The organism is Luteococcus japonicus, assembly GCF_003752415.1.
GTDB classification, from domain to species: Bacteria; Actinomycetota; Actinomycetes; order Propionibacteriales; family Propionibacteriaceae; genus Luteococcus; species Luteococcus japonicus.
In genome coordinates, this window is record NZ_RKHG01000001.1 from 2,523,402 (window position 1) to 2,545,437 (window position 22,036).

At 67.3% G+C, this 22,036-nt stretch carries 24 protein-coding genes and 2 pseudogenes; 17 read left to right on the top strand and 9 right to left on the bottom strand.

The genetic code is table 11. The features are described 5' to 3' along the window. Window positions 1-178: 178 nt before the first annotated feature. The 4 genes from EDD41_RS12005 to EDD41_RS16605 form a co-directional block, all read right to left on the bottom strand. Window positions 179-478, bottom strand: a complete 300-nt coding sequence (locus tag EDD41_RS12005; protein ID WP_123576063.1) for a hypothetical protein — start codon at window positions 476-478, stop codon at window positions 179-181. Next, a complete protein-coding gene (locus EDD41_RS12010; RefSeq protein ID WP_211336651.1) occupies window positions 478-744 on the bottom strand; it encodes a BrnT family toxin in 267 nt (88 codons plus the stop codon). Before EDD41_RS12010 ends, EDD41_RS12005 begins: the two co-directional genes overlap by 1 nt. A gap of 47 nt (window positions 745-791) precedes the next feature. Next, window positions 792-1,778, bottom strand: a complete 987-nt coding sequence (locus EDD41_RS12015) for a tyrosine-type recombinase/integrase (protein ID WP_123576064.1) — start codon at window positions 1,776-1,778, stop codon at window positions 792-794. 285 nt (window positions 1,779-2,063) lie between these two features. Next, the gene (locus EDD41_RS16605; protein ID WP_148060551.1) at window positions 2,064-2,294 is read right to left on the bottom strand and encodes a hypothetical protein; all 231 of its coding nucleotides are present in this window, start codon (window positions 2,292-2,294) and stop codon (window positions 2,064-2,066) included. 188 nt (window positions 2,295-2,482) lie between these two features. Between EDD41_RS16605 and EDD41_RS12020 the strand changes: the two genes are divergently transcribed. The 7 genes and pseudogenes from EDD41_RS12020 to dmpG all read left to right on the top strand — a co-directional run bounded on the left by EDD41_RS12020 (window position 2,483) and on the right by dmpG (window position 8,028). Then, a complete protein-coding gene (locus tag EDD41_RS12020; RefSeq protein ID WP_123576065.1) occupies window positions 2,483-3,316 on the top strand; it encodes an alpha/beta fold hydrolase in 834 nt (277 codons plus the stop codon). 27 nt (window positions 3,317-3,343) lie between these two features. Then, a pseudogene (locus EDD41_RS18210) lies at window positions 3,344-3,766 on the top strand (DODA-type extradiol aromatic ring-opening family dioxygenase); the annotation flags it as partial. Between the two features lie 40 nt (window positions 3,767-3,806). Continuing rightward, window positions 3,807-4,292 (top strand): DODA-type extradiol aromatic ring-opening family dioxygenase, encoded by a 486-nt coding sequence (locus tag EDD41_RS17880; protein WP_281273149.1) that lies wholly within the window; start codon window positions 3,807-3,809, stop codon window positions 4,290-4,292. Then, complete coding sequence (locus EDD41_RS17600; RefSeq protein WP_245995640.1) at window positions 4,289-5,089, top strand: 2-keto-4-pentenoate hydratase; 801 nt, start codon at window positions 4,289-4,291, stop codon at window positions 5,087-5,089. The genes EDD41_RS17880 and EDD41_RS17600 overlap by 4 nt, the downstream gene beginning before the upstream one ends. A 19-nt stretch (window positions 5,090-5,108) precedes the next feature. After that, complete coding sequence (locus tag EDD41_RS12035) at window positions 5,109-5,888, top strand: IclR family transcriptional regulator (RefSeq protein WP_211336654.1); 780 nt, start codon at window positions 5,109-5,111, stop codon at window positions 5,886-5,888. 197 nt (window positions 5,889-6,085) lie between these two features. Next, a complete protein-coding gene (locus EDD41_RS12040) occupies window positions 6,086-7,021 on the top strand; it encodes an acetaldehyde dehydrogenase (acetylating) (protein ID WP_123576066.1) in 936 nt (311 codons plus the stop codon). Further along, window positions 7,018-8,028 carry a 4-hydroxy-2-oxovalerate aldolase gene (gene dmpG / locus EDD41_RS12045; RefSeq protein WP_123576067.1) on the top strand — a complete coding sequence of 337 codons (1,011 nt, stop codon included), beginning with the start codon at window positions 7,018-7,020 and terminating at the stop codon, window positions 8,026-8,028. Before EDD41_RS12040 ends, dmpG begins: the two co-directional genes overlap by 4 nt. A 153-nt stretch (window positions 8,029-8,181) precedes the next feature. Here the strand turns inward: dmpG and EDD41_RS18215 are convergent. Both EDD41_RS18215 and EDD41_RS12055 read right to left on the bottom strand, forming a co-directional pair. Further along, window positions 8,182-8,481: pseudogene (locus tag EDD41_RS18215) on the bottom strand (MmcQ/YjbR family DNA-binding protein); the annotation flags it as partial. Between the two features lie 16 nt (window positions 8,482-8,497). After that, complete coding sequence (locus EDD41_RS12055; protein WP_123576068.1) at window positions 8,498-8,983, bottom strand: TspO/MBR family protein; 486 nt, start codon at window positions 8,981-8,983, stop codon at window positions 8,498-8,500. A gap of 40 nt (window positions 8,984-9,023) precedes the next feature. Here EDD41_RS12055 and EDD41_RS17885 point away from each other — a divergent pair, with 40 nt between their 5' ends. The 6 genes from EDD41_RS17885 (at window position 9,024) to EDD41_RS12085 (ending at window position 14,691) form a co-directional block, all read left to right on the top strand. Further along, window positions 9,024-9,587, top strand: coding sequence for a sugar O-acetyltransferase (locus EDD41_RS17885; RefSeq protein ID WP_094765925.1), 564 nt, complete (start codon window positions 9,024-9,026; stop codon window positions 9,585-9,587). Between the two features lie 256 nt (window positions 9,588-9,843). Further along, window positions 9,844-10,050 (top strand): transcription antiterminator/RNA stability regulator CspE, encoded by a 207-nt coding sequence (gene cspE / locus EDD41_RS12065; RefSeq protein ID WP_094765926.1) that lies wholly within the window; start codon window positions 9,844-9,846, stop codon window positions 10,048-10,050. Between the two features lie 249 nt (window positions 10,051-10,299). Continuing rightward, window positions 10,300-11,181 carry an iron uptake transporter permease EfeU gene (gene efeU, locus EDD41_RS12070; RefSeq protein ID WP_094765927.1) on the top strand — a complete coding sequence of 294 codons (882 nt, stop codon included), beginning with the start codon at window positions 10,300-10,302 and terminating at the stop codon, window positions 11,179-11,181. After that, window positions 11,178-12,335 carry an iron uptake system protein EfeO gene (gene efeO / locus EDD41_RS12075; RefSeq protein WP_123576069.1) on the top strand — a complete coding sequence of 386 codons (1,158 nt, stop codon included), beginning with the start codon at window positions 11,178-11,180 and terminating at the stop codon, window positions 12,333-12,335. Before efeU ends, efeO begins: the two co-directional genes overlap by 4 nt. Next, complete coding sequence (efeB, locus tag EDD41_RS12080; RefSeq protein ID WP_123576070.1) at window positions 12,332-13,633, top strand: iron uptake transporter deferrochelatase/peroxidase subunit; 1,302 nt, start codon at window positions 12,332-12,334, stop codon at window positions 13,631-13,633. The genes efeO and efeB overlap by 4 nt, the downstream gene beginning before the upstream one ends. 41 nt (window positions 13,634-13,674) lie before the next feature. Further along, window positions 13,675-14,691, top strand: coding sequence for a lactonase family protein (locus EDD41_RS12085; RefSeq protein WP_123576071.1), 1,017 nt, complete (start codon window positions 13,675-13,677; stop codon window positions 14,689-14,691). 37 nt (window positions 14,692-14,728) lie between these two features. Here the strand turns inward: EDD41_RS12085 and EDD41_RS12090 are convergent, their stop codons facing one another. Then, window positions 14,729-15,211: an acyl-CoA thioesterase gene (locus EDD41_RS12090; protein ID WP_245995641.1), complete on the bottom strand. Its 483-nt coding sequence runs from the start codon at window positions 15,209-15,211 to the stop codon at window positions 14,729-14,731. 104 nt (window positions 15,212-15,315) lie between these two features. After that, window positions 15,316-17,028: a catalase gene (locus EDD41_RS12095; protein WP_281273150.1), complete on the bottom strand. Its 1,713-nt coding sequence runs from the start codon at window positions 17,026-17,028 to the stop codon at window positions 15,316-15,318. A gap of 154 nt (window positions 17,029-17,182) precedes the next feature. Between EDD41_RS12095 and EDD41_RS12100 the strand changes: the two genes are divergently transcribed. The 3 genes from EDD41_RS12100 (at window position 17,183) to EDD41_RS12110 (ending at window position 20,440) form a co-directional block, all read left to right on the top strand. After that, window positions 17,183-18,019, top strand: coding sequence for a siderophore-interacting protein (locus EDD41_RS12100; protein ID WP_123576072.1), 837 nt, complete (start codon window positions 17,183-17,185; stop codon window positions 18,017-18,019). Window positions 18,020-18,122: 103 nt separating this feature from the next. Beyond that, window positions 18,123-19,616 (top strand): amino acid permease, encoded by a 1,494-nt coding sequence (locus EDD41_RS12105; protein ID WP_094765932.1) that lies wholly within the window; start codon window positions 18,123-18,125, stop codon window positions 19,614-19,616. Continuing rightward, window positions 19,613-20,440 carry a thermonuclease family protein gene (locus EDD41_RS12110; RefSeq protein ID WP_170165363.1) on the top strand — a complete coding sequence of 276 codons (828 nt, stop codon included), beginning with the start codon at window positions 19,613-19,615 and terminating at the stop codon, window positions 20,438-20,440. Before EDD41_RS12105 ends, EDD41_RS12110 begins: the two co-directional genes overlap by 4 nt. A gap of 100 nt (window positions 20,441-20,540) precedes the next feature. Here the strand turns inward: EDD41_RS12110 and EDD41_RS12115 are convergent, their stop codons facing one another. Then, on the bottom strand, window positions 20,541-21,029 hold the full coding sequence (locus EDD41_RS12115) for a YbhB/YbcL family Raf kinase inhibitor-like protein (protein WP_123576073.1): 489 nt from the start codon (window positions 21,027-21,029) through the stop codon (window positions 20,541-20,543). Window positions 21,030-21,263: 234 nt separating this feature from the next. On the opposite strand from EDD41_RS12115, the gene EDD41_RS12120 reads away from it, so the two are divergent. Continuing rightward, window positions 21,264-21,998, top strand: a complete 735-nt coding sequence (locus EDD41_RS12120; protein WP_123576074.1) for an SGNH/GDSL hydrolase family protein — start codon at window positions 21,264-21,266, stop codon at window positions 21,996-21,998. Window positions 21,999-22,036: the final 38 nt, after the last annotated feature.

Below are 22,036 nucleotides of genomic sequence, written 5' to 3' on the forward strand. Positions count from 1 at the left end.
GCCGAGTCTGTTCCTCGCTGGAGTGATCCTCCCCGCTGATGGTGCGACGACGAGAGAGTTCAGGGGCTTCAGCCGGGGTGGCCTTCGGTCTGCCTGTGCGACCATCCGCCGCGGGTCCGTGGCGTGCACGTCGATCGGTTTCTCTGTAGGAGTCTCGACTCTGCGCGTCGTTGGCAGCTCACGCCACCTGCGCCGCGAGGGCGTCAAGGTCGGACCGCATTCGTGCGATGACCGCCTGCGGATCCTCTTCCGCTCCGTTCAGCTCCCGCAGCAGCATGCCCCGCGCCAAAGTGGAGATGGGGACCCTGCGCTCCTCGGCGACACTCGCCAGGGCGGCGAATTCGTCGTCGTTGAGGCGCACCTGCAGGGTCTTGGACCTGCCGTGTCCGCGGGTGACCTTGGTGCCAGGCTTCAGTTCGGCGTCCTTGTTCTGCTCGCTGGCCTTGGCCTCGGCGGCGATCAGCTCGTCAATCCTCATCAGTGGCCTCCTCTCGGTACCTGCGCTGGTCGGTGCGCGTTCACTCCCCAGATCACTCCGTCGTCCGGCAGGGCAATCACCGTCACCAGCGTCTGAAGCGATGCCGACCAGCCGATCACGCGGATCGTCCGGCCTGACTCCGACGCCGGGTCCGGGTCGATGACCAGCCGGTTCGGGTCGGCGAAAGCCTCGTCGGCCCATTGGGGCGTCATGTCGTGCTTGGCGATGTAGTCGCGGCGGTGGCGCCAGTCCAGTTCGTCCTGCACACCCCAACTGTATTGCATGTGTATTACGGAGGGAAGATGTTCGTTGGTCACGAGGCGCTCGCCTTCCGTGCCATCTCGGACAAGTGCTTGGCGATCTCGCGGTCCCGGTCCGCAGCGGCGTGCTGGTAGATCATCGCCATGGCCGGCGTCGCATGGCCGAGGCGCCCCATCAACTCCGAGAGCGTCGCCCCCGACTGGGCTGCCAGTACCGCGCCGGTGTGGCGCAGGTGGTGGAACTTCAGGTCCTCCCGTCCAGCCTTGGCGCAGGCGCGATGCCAAGCGCGCAAGAAGGTCGACGGCCGAATGTTGCGTCCGTCATCGGATGGGAAGAGCAGGGCGTTCGGCCCCGACGAAACGTAGGTCGTCAGGTGGCGTCGCAGGTCGGGGATGATGTGCGGCGGGATCGCCACGCGGCGCTTGCCGGCCTTCGTCTTGGGCGGGCCGATCACTACTTCGCCGGCCACCCAGGCGACACCGCGCTCCACGCGCACGATGCCGCGCAGCAAGCTGTACGACTTTGACCGGGTGCGCGCAATCTTCTTCTTCTTCGCCATGGCGCGGTGCCACGCCACCACGTCGTCCAGGTCGATCTCGTCCAGTCGCTTGTCGCCAAGTGCTGGCAGGATGTGGTTGCGCAACAGCATCTGGTAGTCCTTCTGGGACGAGGGGCGCAGTGACCCAGCGTCGCCCTGGGGAGTGGCGATCCGGTCCGCCAGCCAGGTCTGCGAGTACTCCCGCAGTGTGGGGCAGGGTTGCTTTGGCTTCTCCCGTGGCGTCGGCGCCGTGATGGAGGGGTCTGGTTCGCGGGTGTCCGGCGGCTGCCACACGCCGAGGTCGATCAGTCGCCGCTCCTGGGCCAACCAGCCTTCGGCGTCGATCTTCGACGCGAACGTGGCAGGTGCCATGCAGAGCTTGCAGTCCGGCCCGATGTAGCCGGCCTGCACCCGACCCGACCTCAACTTCCGCAGCCGCCCGAACCCGCGCCGGTCGCGTTTCCCCGCGTCCTCATGTCCGTTCCCCCTCGGCTTGCCCATCTCGAACCTCCCCGTCGCGTGCAATATGCGTGCGACAAACAAGCCCAAAACGGCCTCTTCGTGCTCACCTCGGCAAGGGGAACGCAGCCCCTCGATGGGGTGGCGTTCCCCCTAGTCAAACGCGACTGGCAGGGCGTTCTCTTGGTGCCGGGGCGGAGCCAGCCCCACGGCTCAACTCCTCTCTCGCACACAACCTGAAAGGCCCGATCTTCGGATCGGGGCCTTTTGCGTTGCCCCGTCGCAGATTGAGGTGCTTGGGTGCATATTGAGGTGCGCATGGCCATCTCAAGGTGCAGGCAAGGGCCTCAATGTTGATCGACGGAGGCAGAGGTTGCAGGCGGCATGATCGCTCCCCCGCCCGGGGCCCAGGACCACCAACCGCTGGGGGACAGGAAAGTAGGTACTCCCGTGCTCGGGACGTACGTGCAGCGCTCCACTGGCCAGCAGCTCCACCTCTCCGGTGACCTCAATGGTGCGGCCATTGGCCAAGGCGATCTCTTGGGTGGGGTTGGTCATGCGACCACAATGACCTTCCGGGTGCACCGGGTTCAGGAGGCACACCGCGGCGCCGAGCCGCCGGTTCCCCGCCTCGCCCACGGGCATCCACGCTGGACCCGGGAGTCCCGTTCTACGGAACCCCCGCCCGCATGGCCCTTCGAAGGCTGCCTACATTAGCGAGAACCAGCGACAGAGAGGCAAGGGCAATGACGGCCATCACCCGGGAGAACACCAGCCGCTTCGTGCAGACGAAGAAGTTCAAGGTCCACTACCATGACGCCGGCGAGGGCGACGTGATCGTCATGCTGCACGGTTCGGGCCCCGGCGCCACCGGATGGTCCAACTTCAGCCAGAACATCGAGGTGCTCAGCCAGCACTACCGCGTCCTGGCCATCGACATGCCCGGCTGGGGAGAATCGGATCCCGTCACCTACCAGGAACGCGAGCACTCCACGACGCTCGCCGAGGTTCTCGACGAGCTGGGAATCGACAAGATCGCCCTGATCGGCAACTCGATGGGCGGCGGTACCAGCGTGCGCTTCGCCTACGAGTACCCCGAGCGCGTCACCCACCTGATCACCATGGGCTCGTCCTCGGGTGAGAGCGTCGAGATGGGCCCCGGCGGCCTCACCGAGGGCCTCAAGATCCTGCAGAAGGGCTACCGCAAGCCCGGCTTCGAGACCATGCGTGAGCTGGTCGACGTGATGTGCTTCGACGGCTCCTTCGCCACCGACGAGCTGGTCCAGGCCCGCGCCGACGCCGTGCTGGCCATGCCGGAGCATGCCAAGAACTTCATCGACGGCAGCGGCAAGCGCCCCATCGTCGAGCTGGACTGGAAGAAGGTGCGCACCATCTCCGCACCCACCCTGCTCTTCCATGGCCGCGATGACCGCGTCGTGCACTTCGAGCACTCGCTGCGCCTCACCAGCATGATCAAGAACTCCCGCCTGGTGCTGATCAACCAGTGCGGCCATTGGCTGCAGATCGAGCATGCTGAGGAGTTCAACCGCCTCGTGCTGGACTTCCTCGCCAACAACTGACCGCGTCGCACACCCAAGGAGAACGACATGGCCGTCGCCGCCGTGTGCACCTCGCACAGCCCGCTGCTCGACTTCGCCGACTCACCCGCAGACATCCGCGCCGACGTCGAGGTCGCCTTCGACCAGGCCCGCGCCTTCGTCAAGGACTTCGACCCCACCCTGGTGGTCTCCTTCGGTCCGGACCACTACAACGGCTTCTTCTACGACCTGATGCCGCCCTTCTGCGTCTGCTACAACGCGGTCGGCGTCGGTGACTACGACACCTTCGAAGGCCCGCTGAACTGCGCCACCGAACATGCCGAGAAGATGGCCCAGTTCATCCTCGACCGGGACGTCGACGTCGCCATCAGCCGCGGCGCCGAACTGGACCACGGTGCGATCCAGCCGTTGGAGATCCTGTTCGGCGACCCGACGAAGATCCCCACCATCCCGGTCTTCGTCAACGGCCTGGCAGAGCCCTTCACCCCGATGCGTCGTGTCCGCCTGCTGGGTGAAGCCGTCGGCAACCTACCTCGAGCAGCTCGACGAGCGCGTGCTGGTGATCGCCTCCGGTGGCCTCTCGCACGACCCGCCGGTGCCGGCCTGGGTGACCGCCACCGGGGCGCAGCGCAAGTTCCTGCTCGACGGTCGTCATCCGACGCCCGAGGCGCGCGCCGCCCGTCAGCAGAACACCATCAACACCGCGAACGCCTTCGCCAAGGGCGAGGCGACCATCATGGAGCTGAACCCCGAGTGGGACCAGGAGTTCATGGAGGTGTGCAAGACCGGCGCCACGGAGCGTTTCGACGCCTACACCCCGCAGGAGATGACCGAGGCTGCCGGCCACTCCGTGCACGAGGTGCGCACCTGGGTGGCCGCCACCTCCGCCCTCAAGGCCGCGACCGGCGGGTACACCCCCGGATACAGCTACTACCGCCCGATCAAGGAGTACATCGCCGGCTTCGGCGTCCTGACCCTGACGGGAGACCAGGCATGACCCAGGAGGACCAGATGCAGACCACGCCGCAGTACCAGCAGATCGCCGAAGCCCTCCTGGGCGCCTACCGCACAGGCGAGCCCGTCGCCCCTCCGCGCGAACAGCTCGAGGGCATGACGCTGGACGACGCCTATGCGGTCCAGTTCCTGCAGGAGCAGCACTTCGTCGCCGACGGTGACCCCGTCGTGGGGCGCAAGATCGGCCTGACCTCCTTCGCCATGCAGGAGCAACTGGGAGTCGACCAGCCGGACTTCGGTTTCGTCACGGCCTCGCGTGCCCACGGGGACGATGCCCACTTCGCACCCGACGACTTCATCTCCCCCAAGGTGGAGCCGGAGCTGGCGCTGGTGCTCGGCAAGGACCTCCAGGGCCCCGGCGTCACGCTGGAACAGGCCGTCGACGCCGTCGCCACCGTGCACGCGGCGCTGGAGATCATCGACTCCCGCGTTGCCAACTGGGACATCAAGCTGGTCGACACCGTCGCCGACAATGCCTCCTGTGGCGCCATCGCCTGGGCCAAGGAGCCGATGGACGTCGACGTCGCCAAGCTCGACGAGGTGGCCGGCAGGCTGCTCGTCGACGGCAAGACCCTCGCCAGTGGCAAGGGCAGCGACGTGATGGGACACCCCGTCGCACCCCTGGCCTGGCTGGCGAACGTGCTGGGGGAGCGAGGGGTTGCCCTCAGCGCCGGTCAGGTGGTGCTCACCGGTTCCTTCACGGCAGCCGCTCCGGTCACCCAGGGCTCCACCGCTGCTGCGGAATTCGGGGAACTCGGTAGGCTGGAGATCACATTCTGAACAATCACCAGGAGGCCTTGTGAACGCCAGTCGAGATTCGCGGACGGCCGTGGACAAGGCCTTGGCGCTGCTGGACGCATTTGGTGAAGAACACACCACCGGAGTGGGCGTCAGCGAATTGGCCAGACGCACCAACCTGAGCAAATCAACTGCATTCAGGGTGCTGGCGATGCTGGAGAGAAATGGGGCGGTGGAACGCGCCGGAATCCAGTATCGGCTGGGGCCCTTCGTGCAGCGCCTTTCCGCGCCAAAGGCCACCTCCGAGGACACCCTGGTGCGGGACACCCTCACGCCCTTCCTGGTGAACCTCTACGAACGGACCAGGCACACGGTGCATCTGGCGGTGCTGGAGCGCACCGACGTGATCTACCTCAACAAGCTGCACGGCCTGCACCAGGTTCCGTCGCCCTCGCGCGTCGGAGGCCGGATCCCCGCCTACTGCACCGCCGTTGGAAAGGCCTTGCTGGCTTATCATCCCGACGAGATGGAGGAGGTTCTGGGCGGGGAACTGCACCAGTGGACCCCGCACACCGTGACGGATCCGCAGGTGCTGCGTCAGCAGATCCTGCGCAGCCGGGAGGAAGGGCTGGCGCACGACCGCGAGGAGATCATGGACGGGTTGCACTGTGTCGCGGCCGTGGTGACCTCCCCGACGGGCGGTGCGGTTGCCGCGATGTCCGTCTCCGGGCCGTCCGGCCGCTTCGTCCCCTCTCAGGTCGCACCCGCACTGCGGGCCATTTGTGCGGATGCCGGACGGGCCTATGGGCAGCGTTTCCGGGCGGACCGTCGGGCCCGCTGACGGATTGTTTCGTTCGACGGAACGTGCTCCGCGGGCCGTATTCTCCCGCTCCTAGCATGGCGGAAACCGCGGAAATCCCATGAATGCCGCCGCAATGGACAGCCCATTTCGACGAAGGTGACAGGCCCGGCCCCGGGCGTGGATTTCCCACTGACCACACAGGTTCCGCCCTGCCCCGTCGGAAGAATGAGGACCACATGCCCCGCACCTACACGTCCGCCATCGTCGGCTCCGGAAACATCGGGTCAGACCTGATGATGAAGCTGCTCAAGGATCCCGACCGGATCAAGCCGTTGTACATGGTGGGCGTCGACCCGAAGTCCGATGGCCTCAAGCGCGCAGCCTCGCTGGGCCTCACCTCCTCCCACGAGGGCGTCGACTGGCTGCTCGCCCAGGACGAGAAGCCGGACTTCGTATTCGAGGCCACCTCCGCCGGTGCGCACAGCGCCAATGCCCCGCGCTACCTCGAGGCCGGGATCCACGCCATCGACCTGACGCCCGCCGCCATCGGCCCCTACGTCTGCCCGCCGGTCAACCTGGCCAGCGTCGAGAACGTGATGAACGTCAACATGATCACCTGCGGCGGCCAGGCCACCACGCCCCTGGTAAATGCCGTCAGCCGGGTCACCGAGGTGCCCTACGCCGAGATCGTCGCCTCCATCTCGTCGCGCTCGGCCGGCCCCGGCACCCGCGCCAACATCGACGAGTTCACCGAGACCACCCGCGACGCCCTGCAGATCGTCGGCGGCGCGAAGACCAGCAAGGCGATCATCATCCTGAACCCGGCCGAGCCACCGCTGATGATGCGCAACACCGTCTACTGCGGCATCGGCGCCGAGGCCGCCGCACCAGGCACGCTGCAGGACGAGATCCGGGAGTCGATCGCGAAGATGGTCGAGACCGTGCAGGACTACGTGCCCGGCTACGGCCTCACCGCCGACCCGCAGTTCGACGAGGCACGCCCCGAATGGAACGGCATGGGGCGCGTCACCTGCCTGGTGCAGGTGCGTGGCGCCGGCGACTACCTGCCCGAGTACGCCGGAAACCTAGACATCATCACCTCCGCCGCCGTGCGTACCGCAAGCCTGCTGGTCGACCGCATCGAGGCCAAGACCGAAGGAGCCCAGAAGTGACCCGCATCCGTCTGACCGACACCACCCTGCGCGACGGCTCCCACGCCATGCGCCACCAGTTCACCGTCGAGCAGGTCCGCGCCATCACCCGCGGGCTCGACGACGCCGGCATCGAGGTCATCGAGGTCAGCCATGGCGACGGCCTGGCGGGCTCCAGCTTCAACTACGGCTTCAGCGGCACCCAGGAGCTCGAGCTGATCTCGGCAGCCGTTGACGAGGCGAAGCAGGCGAAGATTGCCGCCCTGATGCTGCCCGGCCTCGGCACCCTGCACGAGCTGAAGGAGGCGCGTGAGCGCGGCATCAGAGTCATCCGCGTTGCCACCCACTGCACCGAGGCGGACGTCTCCATCCAGCACTTCCAGGCCGCCCGCGAGATGGGCCTGGAGACGGTGGGATTCCTGATGCTCTCGCACATGGCCGAGCCCGCGAAGCTGGCCGAGCAGGCCCGCATCATGGCCGACGCCGGCTGCCAGTGCGTCTACGTCGTCGACTCCGCCGGCGCCCTGATCATGGAGCAGGTGGGTGAGCGCGTCGAGGCCGTCGTACAGGAGCTCGGCGACGACGCCCAGGTGGGCTTCCATGGCCACCAGAACATGAGCTTCGGCGTCGCCAACTCGGTCTTCGCGGTGCGTGCGGGGGCCAAGCAGATCGACGGCACGCTGTGCGCCCTGGGGGCCGGTGCCGGCAACTCGCCCACCGAGGTGCTCGCCTCCGCCTTCCAGCGCCTTGACATCGAGACCGGCGTCGACGCGAACAAGCTGCTCGAGGTGGCCGAGGAGGTGGCACGCCCGATGATCCCGCGCCTGCCCCTGATGGACCGCAGCTCGATCGTCCAGGGCCGAGCCGGCGTCTACAACTCCTTCCTCTTCCACGCGGAGCGGGCGGCCGAACGCTACGGCGTCCCGGCACACGAGATCCTCGAGGAGGTGGGCCGTCGCCGCTACGTGGGTGGACAGGAGGACATGATCATCGACGTCGCCGTCTCGCTGGCCGCCGCCAGCGCCTGAACCACGTTCCGACGTCCGTCGCCTGGACCTGGCCGTCGCCCGACGGTTCAGGTCCGGGCGAGGCCGGTGGTGGAGCCCTGCCCAAAGGTGGCGGGATCCACCGGGCGTAGCCGTCGCGGCAGCTTCTCCAGCACCAGGGGGGTAGGACTCGGTCACCAGGTCATCCACCAGCTGCCCGTTGAGGCGCCCGCCACCGTGCAGCGTGATCCAGTGCTCCTTGTTCATGTGGTAGCCAGGAGTGATGTCGTCCATGCCCTCCACGAGGGCCTTCGCGGCGCCCGGCGCCGACTTCAGGATCACCACGGGCTGCCCTTCCACCTGGCTGAACAGCATGAAGACCTTGCCGATCACCTTGTAGACGTCCCAGTCATCACCGAAGGGGTGGGTGAGTTCCGCCCCGGACAACTCCTCGGCGCACTCGGCGGCCCGCTCCTGCACCCGCTTACCGTGCATGTGCCTGCCTTGACGATCAGGTGTTGCGGCGACGGATGGCGTCGGTCAGAACCGTCGCGAAGGCCGTCCAAGCCGCATACGGGGCCAGCGCCGCACCGCGCCGGGGGCTCTGGGCCGCCACCCGACGGACGAGGTCCGCTGAGCTGGCCGCCAACAGGCCGGCCACCACGGTGCTCGCCCGCAGCTTGTGGCCACGGAAGAAGACCCAGCTCCACGCTGCGTTCAGCACCAGGTTGGCACCCAGGGCGGTCTGGAAGGAGGTGGCGTCTCGTTCGTCGCCGCGATCCTGCACGTCCGCGAGGTGCTGTGCGCTGACCACGGCAATGTCCAAGTACAGCGCCGTCCAGACCGGGCCGAAGACGCTGTTGGGCGGCTGCCATGAGGGCTTGTCCAGGGCCTCGAACCATGCGGACTTCGGGAGGGTTGCCACCGATCCGACAGCCGCCGTGACGGCTGTGGCCACCCCAGTTCCGGTGAGCTGCTTGCGGAATGTCGTGTCCATACCTTCCATCCTGTCACGCCTCGCGTGGGACGATCAGGGTATGGAACGCAAGGAATTCCTCGACCTGATCGACCGTCGGGAGCGGCTGGTGGCCGGCTCCGACGCGCACCAGTTCATGCATGCCGCGGCCTCGCGCGCGCTGGAGATCACGACGCGGCTCAATGCGTCGGGCGGCGATCCGGACCAGACCCGTGCGCTGCTGGGTGAGCTCATCGGGCAGGAGCTGCCGGAATCGGTGTTCCTCTTCCCTCCCTTCCACTCGGAGTTCGGACAGAACATCCACCTGGGGGAGGGTGTCTTCATCAACATGGGTTGTGTCTTCCAGGACACGGGGGGCATCTGGATTGGTGACCGTTCGCTGATCGGGCACAACTGCATCCTGACCACCCTGAACCACGGCACGGATCCAGAGCATCGGGGGGACATGCTCCCCGCGCCCATCAGGATCGGTTCCGACGTCTGGCTGGGCGCCCGGGTGACCGTCGTTCCTGGGGTCACCATCAGCGACGGTGCGATCGTGGGCGCCGGCGCCGTGGTCACCAAGGATGTGGACGCCCGAACGGCCGTCGCCGGGGTGCCCGCGCGGGTGATCCGGACGCTCTGAGCCCCTGCCAGACTTCGATCTCAATCAATTTCGAGGCTGTGGCTAGGGGTTATGTTGATTTCCGTGGGTCCTGGGCGCCGCCTTGGTCGACGTCTCCGGAAAACTCCCGTAGGATGAACTCATTGCTTGGCAGTTGGTTATTAGTACTTCGGTATGAGGGTCTCCTCGGAGGCCTGTGGTTCCTTCTGAAATGTGTGACGAGCAAGTTCCGGTGGTGATCGATTCGCGGTCACCCCACCTTCGTGAAGGAAACATCATGGCTACAGGTACCGTCAAGTGGTTCAACGCTGACAAGGGCTTCGGCTTCATCCAGCCCGACGACGGCTCCGCCGACGTCTTCGCCCACTTCTCCGCGATCAACTCCAACGGCTTCCGCTCGCTGGACGAGAACGACAAGGTTGAGTACGACGTCGAGCAGGGCCCCAAGGGCCCGCAGGCCTCGAACATCTCCGTCCTGCGCTGATCAAGCACAGACTTAGCTGAGCCGGTTCGCCGGCCTCCAGCCTGCACGAAGGCCGTCGCCCCTCGGGGTGGCGGCCTTCGTCGTTTTGTGTCCAGGGATGGTGAAGGTGAGCGCTCCTTCAAGCAGTGCAGGAAATCATCGGATTCCGCAAGGGCCAGCTTGCGCAATTCTGCTCCAGCACAATAGCTTAGGTAAGCCTTACCAATGAGATCTCGCGATGGCGCGGCCTCCCCACCCTGAAGGGACACCATGCTCGGGAACTTCCTGATCGGCCTGCGCGAGGGGCTGGAGGCGTCGTTGGTGGTGAGCATCCTGATCGCCTACCTCGTCAAGACCAACCGCCGCGCCCTCCTGCCGCGCATCTGGGCCGGGGTCGGCCTCGCCATCGTCGTCAGCCTGGCCTTCGGTGCTGTCCTCACCTACGGCCCCAAGGGGCTCACCTTCGAGGCCCAGGAGCTGATCGGCGGCAGCCTGAGCATCGTCGCCGTCGGCATGGTCACCTGGATGATCCTGTGGATGGCCACGGCGGGCCGCACTCTCGCCCGTGGCCTGCGCAGCCAGGTTGATGCCGCGGGAGAGTCCTGGTGGGCGCTTCCGCTGGTCGGGACCCTGTCCGTGGGCCGTGAAGGCCTGGAGACCGCCCTGTTCATCTGGGCCGCCACCCGCGCCGCTGGGCGCGACGGCCAGTCCACCACGCAACCACTGCTCGGGGCCCTGCTCGGCCTCGCGGTGGCCGTCGTGGTGGGATGGCTGATCTACCGGGGAACGCTCCGTGTCAACCTGTCGAAGTTCTTCGCCTGGACCGGGGGCTTCCTGGTCATCATCGCCGCGGGCGTGCTTGCCTACGGCATCCATGACCTGCAGGAGGCTCGTTTCCTGCCCGGGCTGAACACCCTTGCCTACGACGTCAGCGACGTGATTGCACCCAGCAGCGTGCTGGGCACCCTCCTCAAGGGCGTCTTCAACTTCTCGCCTGCCGCGACGGTGCTGGAGACCATCGCCTGGTGGACCTACGTCCTGGTCGTCACACCGCTGTTCGTGAGCCGGCTGCGCCGCTACCACACCTCAGTCACCCCCACCCCCGCCACCACGGCGTCCGCGACGCCACAAGCCGTTGGAGACCCCTCATGATCCGCAAGACAACCGCACTGCTGGCAGTCGGCGCCTTCGCCCTGACCGGTTGCACCGAGAACAACGCCGCCCCCGCCGCGGGCGACGCCCGCCACCTGGCGGTCACCGCCACCGACGACTCCTGCCAGGTGGCCGCGGCCACCGCGCCCTCGGGCACCGTGACCTTCAGCGTCACGAACTCCGGCAACAAGGTCAACGAGTTCTACGTGCTGGGAAGTGACGGGTTGCGCATCATCGGCGAGGTGGAGAACATCGGGCCTGGCCTGTCGCGTGACCTGGTGCTCAGCCTCGCGCCGGGGGAGTACTTCAGCGCCTGCAAGCCCGGCATGGTGGGCGAGGGCATCCGCGCCCCCTTCAGCGTCATCGACTCCGGCGAACAGGTGGGCCCCGCTGGCGACGACAAGCAGTTCGTCGACCAGGCCTCCACCGCCTATGCGGGCTATGTGAAGGACCAGACCGACCAGCTGCTGGCCAAGACCCAGAAGTTCGTCACCGCCGTCAAGGCCGGCAAGGACGACGAGGCCCGCACCCTCTACCCCGACGCCCGGATGCACTGGGAGCGCATCGAGACCGTCGCGGAGAGCTTCGGAGACCTCGACCCGAGGATGGATGCGCGTGAGGCCGACCTGGAGAAAGGCCAGGCCTTCACCGGCTGGCACCGGCTCGAGAAGGACCTCTGGCCGGCCCGGGCCACGGGTTACACGGCCATGACCAGCGCCGAACGCGCCAAGATAGCCGACACCCTGCTGGCCGACACCAAGACCCTGCACCAGCGGACCCGCACGATGTCCTTCACCGCCGACGAGATCAGCAATGGCGCCAAGGGCCTGCTCGACGAGGTCGCCGCCGGCAAGGTCACCGGTGAGGAGGAGTACTGGAGCCGCACGGACCTGTACGACTTCCAGGGCAACATCGACGGCGCCCGCGTCGCCTGGGAGGGGCTGCGTCCCCTGTTGAAGAAGAAGGACGCCACCCTCGACGGACAGATCGACAAGGAGTTCGCCAACCTGCAGCAGCTGCTCGACGCGCAGAAGCAGGGTGCCGGATTCGTCACCTACGACAAGCTCAGCAAGGAGCAGGTCAAGGACCTGTCGGATGCCGTCAATGCCCTGTCCGAACCGCTCAGCAAGATGACCGCGGCGGTGCTCAAGTGACCGCTGTCCAGCCCGGTGGCCTGTCCCGGCGCGGCCTGCTGGCCGCGTCCGGGGCCGGTGCGGCCGCCGCTGGTGGGCTCTCCGCTGCGATGATGCTCACGCCCGGCCATGCCGGGGCGACGCCGGAGCAGGCGGCAGACTCGCCCGCCGAACGCCGCTACGACTTCCGTGGCGAGCACCAGGCGGGGATCACCACACCGGCGCAGGACCGGATGCACTTCGCGGCCTTCGACATGGACCCACGGGCCAGTCGTGAGGACCTCGTCGCGCTGCTGCAGGACTGGACATCGGCGGCCGAGAGGATGACCGACGGCCGCGGGGCGGGCAGCTTGGGCCCCCTGTCCGGGCCCTACGACGCGCCCCCGGACGACACCGGCGAGGCGATCGACCTGCCACCCGCAGGTCTGACCATCACCTTCGGCTTCGGATCCTCACTGTTCGGCGGCGAGGGCTCCGGCAAGGACCGCTTCGGGCTGGCCGCGCGTCGCCCTGCGGCTCTGGAGCGGCTGCCGCACTTCCCCGGGGACAACCTGCGTCAGCAGCTCAGCGACGGAGACCTGTGCATCCAGGCCTGCTCCGATGACCCGCAGGTGGCGGTGCACGCCGTGCGCAACCTGACGCGGATCGCCATGGGGCGCGCCCACCTGCGCTGGAGCCAGTTGGGCTTCGGACGCACCTCGTCCACCAGCGATGCGCAGTCCACGCCGCGTAACCTGTTCGGCTTCAAGGACGGCACGATGGGGCTTCGCGGGGAGGAGACCGACGCCATCGACGAGCACGTCTGGGTTTCCTCCGGGGCGGATCCTCTGGCCGAGTGGATGACGGGCGGCAGCTATCTGGTGGCTCGCAAGATCGCCATGCGGATCGAACCCTGGGACAGGTCGAGCCTGCGTGAGCAGGAACGCGTCGTCGGCCGGACCAAGGCGGAAGGCGCCCCGTTGAGCGGCGGGACGGAGTTCAGCCAACCGGACTTCGCGGTCAAGGGGCGCGGTGGCCAGCCGATGGTCGCCCTGGACAGCCACGTCGGGATTGCCCACCCCAGCCACAACGACGGCGTGCGGCTGCTGCGCCGTGGCTACAACTACGTGGATGGCAACGACGAGATGGGTCGGCTGGCCGCAGGCCTGTTCTTCATCGCCTTCGTCACGGATCCGCGGACGCACTACATCCCGATGCAGACCAAGATGTCGCGCGATGACCTGATGCAGGAATACGTGCAGCACGTCGGCTCGGGGCTGTTCGCCGTCCCGCCGGGGGCCCAGGGTGACCGCTACGTGGGCCGGGGGCTCTTCGCCTGAGTCATCTTGCGGCCAGGTGAAGGGCTCGTAGGCTGGGGGGCATGACCCAGATCGCGAGCACCACCTGCGCCGCCGACGGCACCATCACCACCTTCACCATCGACGGGGAAGGACTCACCCCGCTGGCAATCAGTCCCGTGGGCAAGGGTGTCTCGGCGATGGCGCTGGAGGGCGACGGCACCCAGGCCTACGTGTCGCTCAAGGAGCCCACCGGCGTCGCCACCGTCGTGCTGGACGCCCAGACCGGCAGCTGGACGCAGACCGCGCACCACTCGCTGTCCAGCCACCCCAGCTACCTTCGGGTCAGCGAGGACGGCCGCTTCCTGCTCGGTGCTGACTACGCCGCCGGCAAGGGCTTCGTCTGGCCGCTGTCCGACGGGCAGCTGGGCGAACCCACTGCCGTCATCGAGCACCAGAACCTGCACTGCGTCGTCCAGGTGGGCCAGCACGTCTACTTCGTCAGTCTGGGCGAGGACCTCGTCGCCGGCTACCTGCTCACCGAGGACGGTGCGTTGGAGTCGGTCGGCACGGTGGCTGCCCCCGTCGGTTCCGGTCCGCGCCACCTGATTGCCCGCGAGGACGGCCGAACCCTGTACTGCGTCACCGAGTTCTCCGGTGAGGTGTTGCGCCTGCGTCGTGATCCGGCAAGCGGCGCCCTGGAGATCGTGCAGCAGGTCGTCGCACACGCCACGGACAAGGGTCTTCGGCACAGCGTCTTCGGTGCCGACCCGCTCAAGGAGCACTTCATCTGGGGAGCGGACCTGCACCTGGCCGGCCCCGAGGGGCGCTGGCTGGTGGTGTCCGAACGTACCGAGTCCACGCTGGCGGTGCTGCCCGTCGCCGACGACGGCACCCTGGCCGAACCCGTCAGCCTCACCGCCACCGAACAGCAGCCCCGCGGCTTCTGCGTCACGCCCGACGAGAACCATGTGCTGTGCCCGGGTGAGAAGTCCGAGCAGGTGAGCCTGTTCCGGCTTGAGGACGACGGGCGGCTGGTCCGCGTCGCGGAGGCGCCCAACGGCAAGGGTGCGAACTGGGCCCGGGTGGTGTCGCTCTGAGGCACACGGCTCCGGCCGAGCCCGCCTCTGGCGGCAGTTACAGGGTGTCGGCGAAGGGATCCGCGTCGTCCTCGACGGTCGCCACCGGAGGCGCGTCGTTGGCGCGGCGGGAGGCCAATCGATGCGGGACACGATCCCGCTTGAAGGTGACCGACGTGTATCCGTGAGGCTTGGGTTCCCCGTCGTCGCCCAGGGAGACCATCACGATCTTGTCGATCTTGATGATCACCTCGCCGGTGAAGACATTGCGCACGACGGCCTTCAGGGTGAGGCTGGTGCGGCCCCAGTTCACCACTGCCAGGCCCATCTCGATGATGTCGCCCTGCCTGGCCGAGGAGACGAAGTTGATCTCGCTCATGTACTTCGTGACGGTGCGCTCATTGCCCAGCTGGATGATCGCGTAGATCGCGGCTTCCTCGTCGATCCAACGCAACAGGCTTCCACCGAACAGGGACTGGTTGGCGTTGAGATCTTCGGGCTTGACCCACTTGCGCGAGTGAAAATTCATGGAGTTCGGCACGGGGGCAAGCCTAGTCACTCCGTGCTGAGGACAGGAAAAGGCCGCCGGCCCCCGAATCGGTCAGGGGCCGGCGACGTGCTGATCGCTGGCTCAGGGCAGGTGGATCAGAGCAGGTAGGGGTCGTCCTCCCAGATGGACAGGCTCTTCGGATCGGCCGCATTCGTGTCGCGACCGGCTGGTGGCAGGTCCGCGGCGGTGGCCGGCTCGGTGGGCTTGGTGGGCTGGTCCAGCTCCTTGCCCACCGCATTGCGCGCCAGCCATTCCGCGCGGGAGTTGGCCGGCGTGCCGGTCAGGTCGACGGTGGAGATGTCGATGCCCAGGGCCTTCGCGACGCCCTCGCCATAGGCGGGGTCTGCGTGGAAGCAGTTGTAGATGTAGCGATGCTTCACCTGCAGCGTGGCGTCGCCCATGGCCCGTGCCGTGTTCTCACAGGTCACCAGCTGCTGTTCCGGTGTCATGGCACGCCACAGCATCCCGGGCTGGGTGTAGTAGTCGTGGTCGTCGGCGCGGTAGTCGTACATCGCAATGTCACCGCCGGCCTGCGTCGGCTCCGCCAGCTGCGGCGAGTCCGCCCAGTTGCCATAGGAGTTGGGCTCGTAGTGCAGTTCCGACCCGCGGTTGCCGTCGACGCGCATCTGGCCATCGCGGTGGAAGGAGTGCGGGCAGCCGACGCCCTTGGGCTGGTTCACCGGAATCTGGTGGTGGTTGATGCCCGTGCGGTAGCGGGCCGCGTCCCCGTAGGCGAAGAGCCTGGTCTGCAGCATCCGGTCAGGGGAGTAGCCGATGCCGGGCACGATGTTCTGCGGCGTGAAGGCCGCCTGCTCGACGTCGGCGAAGTAGTTCTCGGCATTGCGGTTGAGCTCCAGGATGCCGACCTCGCGCAGCGGGAAGTCCTTCTTCGGCCACATCTTGGTGAGGTCGAAGGGGTTGGTCTCCATCGCATCGGCCTGCTCGACCGTCATGGTCTGGATGTAGAGCTTCCACTGGGGGAACTGGCCCTTCTCGATGGCCTCGTAGAGGTCGCGCCCATTGGACTCGCGGTCCTGTCCGACGACCGTCGCCGCCTCCTGGTCCGTCAGGTTCTGGATGCCCTGTTGGGAACGGAAGTGGAATTTCACCCAGGTGCGTACTCCGGCGGCGTTGACCATCGAGTAGGCGTGGGAGCTGAAGCCGTGCATGAACCGGAAGGACGACGGGATGCCGCGGTCGGACATGATGATCGTGGTCTGCAACAGGGATTCCGGCAGCGAGGTCCAGAAGTCGAAGTTGGTGTTGGGGCTGCGCAGGTTCGTCCGGGGGTCGCGCTTGACGGCGTGGTTCAGGTCGATGAACTTCTTGGGGTCGCGGAAGAAGAAGACGGGGGTGTTGTTGCCCACCACGTCCCAGTTGCCGTCCTCGGTGTAGAAGCGTGCCGCGAAGCCGCGGATGTCACGCTCGGCATCGGCGGCGCCCCGCTCGCCGGCGACCGTCGAGAAGCGCATGAAGATCTCGCACTTCTTGCCCACCTCGGAGAAGATCTTGGCGTGGGAGACGTCGGTGATGTCCTGGGTGACGGTGAAGTCGCCAAAGGCGCCCCAGCCCTTGGCGTGCATCCGCCGCTCGGGGATCACCTCACGGTTGAAGTGGGCCTGCTTCTCGATGTTCCAGGCGTCCTGCAGGACGACGGGCCCGCGCACGCCGGCCGTGGCCGTGTCCTGGTTGTCGACCACGGGCGACCCATTGGCCATGGTCATCGGGCCTTCGCCCACCACATTGTTGCGGCTCGGCAGGTGGTCTCCCACGCCGTTCTTCGCCATCGGATCGGTCATGTCAGCCATGTAAGCCTCCTGGAAGATGGAACCATTTCAAAGTTGGAAGGGTTCTGACTTGGATGCTAGGCAGGCTGGCCCTGGACTTCAAGAGGTCGACGAAGGATCGAATTCGCAAGGCATTTAAGTTAGGATTGCCTCACCTAAATGTCTGGAGGATGACATGAACGCCCCACGCCAGCCCCGCCCTGCCCGCCGCGCCACCGTCACCGGCAAGGAGCTCCTCACCCGGGACATGGTGCGCGTCCACTTCGAGGGGGCGGACCTGCGCCAGATCGGCCCCCTGGAGAAGACCGACAGCTACGTCAAGCTGCTCTTCCCACCATCGGGTGCCGGCTACACGCTGCCCTTCGACCCGGACCGGGTGCAGGACGAACACCCGCGGGAGCAGTGGCCGGTCAGCCGCACCTACACCGTGCGCCACCATGACCTGGACGCCGGGCGGATGAGCATCGACTTCCTCGTCCACGGCGACGCCGGGATCGCCGGCCCATGGGCCATGAGGGCGGAGCCGGGGGAGTCCGTCGTCTTCCGCGGGCCGGGCGGTGGCTGGGCCCCGCGGCCCGACGCGCCACACCACCTCCTGGTGGGGGACGAGACGGCCCTGCCTGCCATCGGTGCCGCACTGGACGACCTCCCGCACGGCGCCTCCGCGACGGCGGTCCTGCAGGTGGCCGATGCCTCGGTGCACCTGCCCCTGCGTTCCCTGCCGGGGCTGGACGTGATCTGGCTGCACCGCGACGAGCAGCCCGGTGCCGAACCCGTCCTGGCCGCAGTCGAGCGGCTCGAACTGCCCTGGGATGGGCTGGAGGCCTTCGTGCACGGCTCGGCGGACATGGTCAGGCTGTTGCGGCGTCACCTGCTGGGCGAGCGTGCCATGCCCCGCGAACACCTGTCCCTGTCCGGCTACTGGCGCCCCGGTCTCGACGAGGACCACTGGCAGGCCAGCAAGCAGGACTTCGCCGCCCAGATGGAGCAGGAGACCACCTCGGGGGCCTGAAGGTCGGCACCGTCCCGTGGACCCGCCTCGGTCTTCGGCCGGGTTCTTGGTAACGTCCCGGGGTCACCCGTGTGATGCTTGACCACTTCACGAAGGACGGCCCATGGCCCAGACCGAGACACCTGCACGCGACGAGCACCAGCTCCACCGCGGACTGCGGGCGCGCCACCTCAACATGATCGCGATCGGCGGTGCCATCGGCACTGGCCTGTTCGTCGCCTCCGGTCAGACCATCAACGAGGCTGGTCCGGGCGGCGCACTGCTGGCCTATGCCGCCATCGGCTTCATGGTCTACCTGCTGATGCAGTCCTTGGGGGAGATGTCCACCTGGCTTCCCGTCGCCGGCTCCTTCGAGGCCTTCGGCACCCGCTTCGTAAGCCCGTCCTTCGGCTTCGCGACGGGCTGGAACTACTGGTTCAACTGGGCCATCACCGTCGCCGCCGAACTGGTGGCCGCATCCCTGGTGATGAAGTACTGGCTGCCCGACGTGCAGGCCTGGGTCTGGAGCGCCATCTTCCTGGCCATCCTCTTCCTGCTGAATGCGGCCAGCGTCGGCACCTTCGGTGAGAGCGAGTTCTGGTTCGCCTCCATCAAGGTGGTCACCGTCATCATCTTCCTCGTCGTGGGCCTGGCAATGATCCTGGGCATCATGGGCGGCCGCTCGGCAGGCTTCAGCAACTGGACCCAGGGCGAGGCCCCCTTCGTCAACGGTTGGCAGGGCATGCTGGGCATCTTCATGATCGCTGGATTCTCCTTCCAGGGCACGGAGATGATCGGTGTGGCAGCCGGCGAGGCCGAGCACCCGGAGAAGTCCATCCCGCGCGCCATCAAGGCCGTCTTCTACCGCATCATGCTCTTCTACATCGGTGCCATCGCGGTGGTCGGTTTCCTGATCAGCTACACCGACAAGCGGCTGCTGTCCGCAGACGTCGACAACATTGCCGTCAGCCCCTTCACCCTGATCTTCGAGCGGGCCGGCATCGCCGGTGCCGCATCGCTGATGAATGCGGTGATCCTGACCTCCATCCTCAGCGCCGGCAACTCCGGCATGTACGTCTCCACCCGGATGCTGTACGGCATGGCGCGCTCCGGGAAGGCGCCCAAGGTCTTCGGCACCACCACCAAGCGGGGCGTGCCGATGGCGGCGCTGCTGGCCACCACCCTCGTCGGTGCCTTCTGCTTCATCGCCAGCCTGATCGGCGACGGCGGTGCCTACCTGTGGCTGGTCAATGCCTCGGGCCTGGCCGGCTTCATCACGTGGATGGGCATCGCCTGGTGCCACTACCGCTTCCGGCGCGCCTTCGTCGCGCAGGGGCGGTCCCTCGACGAGCTGCCCTTCCGCGCCAAGTGGTTCCCGCTGGGCCCGCTGGTGGCGCTGGCAATGTGCGCCGTCGTCGTCGCCGGCCAGAACTACCAGGCCTTCCTGGGTGACGTGGACATCGAGGGCCTGTTCGCCTCCTACCTGGGTCTGCCGGTCTTCCTGGCCCTGTGGGCGGGGCACAAGCTAGTCACCAAGGCCCCCACGGTGGACCTGGCCTCGGCGGACCTGTCGCGCACCGACGTCCCCGACGACGTGGCCTACGACCTGATTCCGTGACCTCCCGCGCCCGGGGAGAGGTCATTGCCGCACTGCTGGTGGTGGCGCTCTTCTGCGCCGTCGTCGGGCCGGTCTGGTGGCGACGGTGGCAGGACGGGACGCTGGGCACTGCCCCCGTTCCGGCACCCGTGAGCCCCGTCGTGACCCCGTCGGTTGCCGGGCAGCGGGCTGCGACCGTGGTCCGGGTCAGCGACGGGGACACCGTCATCCTGCGGCTCTCCGGACGGGAGACCACGGTGCGCATCCTCAACATCGATACCCCGGAGACCCAGAAGGCAGGGACTCCCGTGGAATGTCTGGGCCCCGAGGCCAGCAGGGCCCTGGCTTCGCTGTTGCCTGTTGGCAAGGCCGTGGAGATTGCCCACGACGGCCCACGCAAGGACCGCTACGGCCGTACCCTCGCCGCGGTGTGGGCCGACGGCCGGCTGGTGGCCGAGCAGATGGCCAAGCAGGGCTGGAGCGGTGCCGCCGTCGTGAGCCGTGCGGACACCTGGTACGCGCCCGTCGCCGCTGCCCAGCAGGAGGCGATCGCCGCCCGTCGGGGGCTCTATGATCCGTCGATCCCGTGCACGCTGGCCGGGCAGACCGCAACGCGGGTCACGTCGCTGCGCGTCGAGGCCGCCACCACCCCCGCACAACTGGAGGCGCGACGTCGCCGATTGACGACGGCGATCGCGCAGTCCGAGGCACTGAGGGCAAGCCTGGCACCGCCCGACTCGCAGCTCAGTGCCATCCAGCGGCAACGGCATCCTGCGGCCTGGCGGTATGCGCGGGTCCGGGAGCTCGACGGGGCCCTTGCGACGGCACGGGCCGCATTGCGCTGAGCCGAGGCCGCCCGATCCGCGTGGCTTCCTGGCTCCCGCGCATGTTGCAACCCGAGCGCCTGTGGGGAACCCGAGCGCCTGTGGGGAACCCGAGCGCCTGTCAGGCGGGTGAGTCCTGGCTGTTCTGCTCGGGCAGGGCGAACAGCCCGGTGGTGCTGGCGCTGTCCAGCTGGTTGGCCAGGATGGTGAACCGTACCTGCGCGCTGGTGGCGTCGTCGGGCACTGGCAATTCCTCGAACGGCAGCGCGTACACCGTGTGGATGTAGCGATGCGCTGGGCCGGGCGGAGGGCAGGGGCCGCCATAGCCGGCATAGCCATGGTCGGTGACCCATTCGCGGACGCCCTCGGGCATCGAGGCACCTTCGGGGAGGCTGGTGACCTCGGCCGGGATGTCGACGGCCACCCAGTGCCACCACCCGGATCCGGTGGGGGCATCGGGATCGAAGATGGTCACGGCAAAGCTCTTGGTGCCTTCCGGTGCATCCGTCCAGGCCAGCGCGGGGCTGATGTTCTGGCCCCCTGCGCCCTCCTCCGCGTACATCAGGTCGATCCTCTCGCCGTCGGCGAATGACGTGCTGGCGAGTTCCATGGGGCTCCTCCTGTGTGGTCATGCGGGCGGGTCGATGATTCGAGCCTAGTTCGCCTGCCAAGACCCGTCGAGGGGGCGGTCCATCCTGCTTGGCTGCCGTTTCCTGTGGGTGCTCTCAGGAAGGAGGGTGCCTTGTGGGCGAGGGGAAAGTGCCCGCACGGACGCCAAATATGACCGAATGCTGGACCTTTGTCCCGTTTCTTGGCATCCCACGGGCCGTGCGACAGTACCAACATGGACAACAAGTTTCTTTCGGTCACCACGGCCGTCGCGCTGAGCGGTGCCATCACCCTCGGCTCGGTGCCGCAGGCCCAGGCCGCAACCGTCGGCTACGTGCGCAAGGTCACCGCTCTGGGTGACTCCTACCCGGCCGGGTCCATGGGCAACGAGGGCAACTCCTACGTCGAGCGCTACGGCCGCCGCACCGGACAGCGGCCCCTGAACCATGCTCGTGGGGGATGGCGCACCACCGACGTGCTCTACATGTTCGCCAACTCCCCGGTGACCCTGCGCAATGTGCGCGACACTCGGACCGTCATCATCACGATCGGCGCCAATGACATTGCCGGGAGCTACCGGAACCCCAGCGGTGCCGCGAATTCCGTCGCCGCCTACCAGCCAGCCCTGGACAAGATGCGCGGCAACCTGAACAAGGTGCTGTGGCACGTCTCGAAGGCGCGCGGCGGGGCCAATGGCCGTGTGGTCGTCACCACCTACAACAACATCTACACCGATGGCAGCCACCTCACGGCGAAGGGATCCTCCTACGCCCGGGGGGCCGAGAACCTCACCCGCGCCGTCAACAGCATCATCCTGAGCAGCTGTGCCCGGTACAAGATGGCCTGCGTCGACGTGTACCCGGCCTTCAATGTCTCCTCGGTGGACAGCCTGGTCAACTACGACGGCACGCACCCCAGCTCCAAGGGCCACCAGCTCTACGCGGACAAGATCTACGCCCGCGTGCGCTGAGGCGCCCCTCGACAGGCTCGGCGACCGGGAACTCGGTG

Coding starts and splice junctions, on each gene's coding strand:
- EDD41_RS12005 (WP_123576063.1), bottom strand. CDS start 478: ATGAGGATTGACGAGCTGATCGCCGCCGAGGCCAAGGCCAGCGAGCAG.
- EDD41_RS12015 (WP_123576064.1), bottom strand. CDS start 1,778: ATGGGCAAGCCGAGGGGGAACGGACATGAGGACGCGGGGAAACGCGAC.
- EDD41_RS16605 (WP_148060551.1), bottom strand. CDS start 2,294: ATGACCAACCCCACCCAAGAGATCGCCTTGGCCAATGGCCGCACCATT.
- EDD41_RS12020 (WP_123576065.1), top strand. CDS start 2,483: ATGACGGCCATCACCCGGGAGAACACCAGCCGCTTCGTGCAGACGAAG.
- EDD41_RS17600 (WP_245995640.1), top strand. CDS start 4,289: ATGACCCAGGAGGACCAGATGCAGACCACGCCGCAGTACCAGCAGATC.
- EDD41_RS12040 (WP_123576066.1), top strand. CDS start 6,086: ATGCCCCGCACCTACACGTCCGCCATCGTCGGCTCCGGAAACATCGGG.
- EDD41_RS12055 (WP_123576068.1), bottom strand. CDS start 8,983: ATGGACACGACATTCCGCAAGCAGCTCACCGGAACTGGGGTGGCCACA.
- EDD41_RS17885 (WP_094765925.1), top strand. CDS start 9,024: ATGGAACGCAAGGAATTCCTCGACCTGATCGACCGTCGGGAGCGGCTG.
- cspE (WP_094765926.1), top strand. CDS start 9,844: ATGGCTACAGGTACCGTCAAGTGGTTCAACGCTGACAAGGGCTTCGGC.
- efeU (WP_094765927.1), top strand. CDS start 10,300: ATGCTCGGGAACTTCCTGATCGGCCTGCGCGAGGGGCTGGAGGCGTCG.
- efeO (WP_123576069.1), top strand. CDS start 11,178: ATGATCCGCAAGACAACCGCACTGCTGGCAGTCGGCGCCTTCGCCCTG.
- EDD41_RS12085 (WP_123576071.1), top strand. CDS start 13,675: ATGACCCAGATCGCGAGCACCACCTGCGCCGCCGACGGCACCATCACC.
- EDD41_RS12095 (WP_281273150.1), bottom strand. CDS start 17,028: ATGGCTGACATGACCGATCCGATGGCGAAGAACGGCGTGGGAGACCAC.
- EDD41_RS12100 (WP_123576072.1), top strand. CDS start 17,183: ATGAACGCCCCACGCCAGCCCCGCCCTGCCCGCCGCGCCACCGTCACC.
- EDD41_RS12105 (WP_094765932.1), top strand. CDS start 18,123: ATGGCCCAGACCGAGACACCTGCACGCGACGAGCACCAGCTCCACCGC.
- EDD41_RS12115 (WP_123576073.1), bottom strand. CDS start 21,029: ATGGAACTCGCCAGCACGTCATTCGCCGACGGCGAGAGGATCGACCTG.
- EDD41_RS12120 (WP_123576074.1), top strand. CDS start 21,264: ATGGACAACAAGTTTCTTTCGGTCACCACGGCCGTCGCGCTGAGCGGT.